This window comes from Amycolatopsis eburnea (assembly GCF_003937945.1).
GTDB lineage: Bacteria > Actinomycetota > Actinomycetes > Mycobacteriales > Pseudonocardiaceae > Amycolatopsis > Amycolatopsis eburnea.
On sequence record NZ_RSEC01000040.1, the window covers coordinates 1 to 202 of the forward strand.

A 202-nucleotide genomic window follows, 5' to 3' on the forward strand; every position below is an offset into this window, starting at 1 on the left:
AAACTACCCATCAGGCACTGTCCCTGAACCAGATCATGGCCCGAGGTTCAGATTCCCAATTCGACCAGAGTGGTATTTCAACAACGACTCCACAGTAACTAGCGTCACCGCTTCACAGTCTCCCACCTATCCTACACAAGCCGAACCGAAAACCAATACCAAACTATAGTAAAGGTCCCGGGGTCTTTCCGTCCTGCCGCGC

The 202-nt window shown here is 52.0% G+C and carries 1 rRNA gene; it reads right to left on the minus strand.

Features of this window, described 5'->3' with window-relative positions:
* Nucleotides 1-201, minus strand: a 23S ribosomal RNA gene (locus EIY87_RS19815); the annotation flags it as partial.
* Nucleotide 202 lies beyond the last annotated feature (1 nt).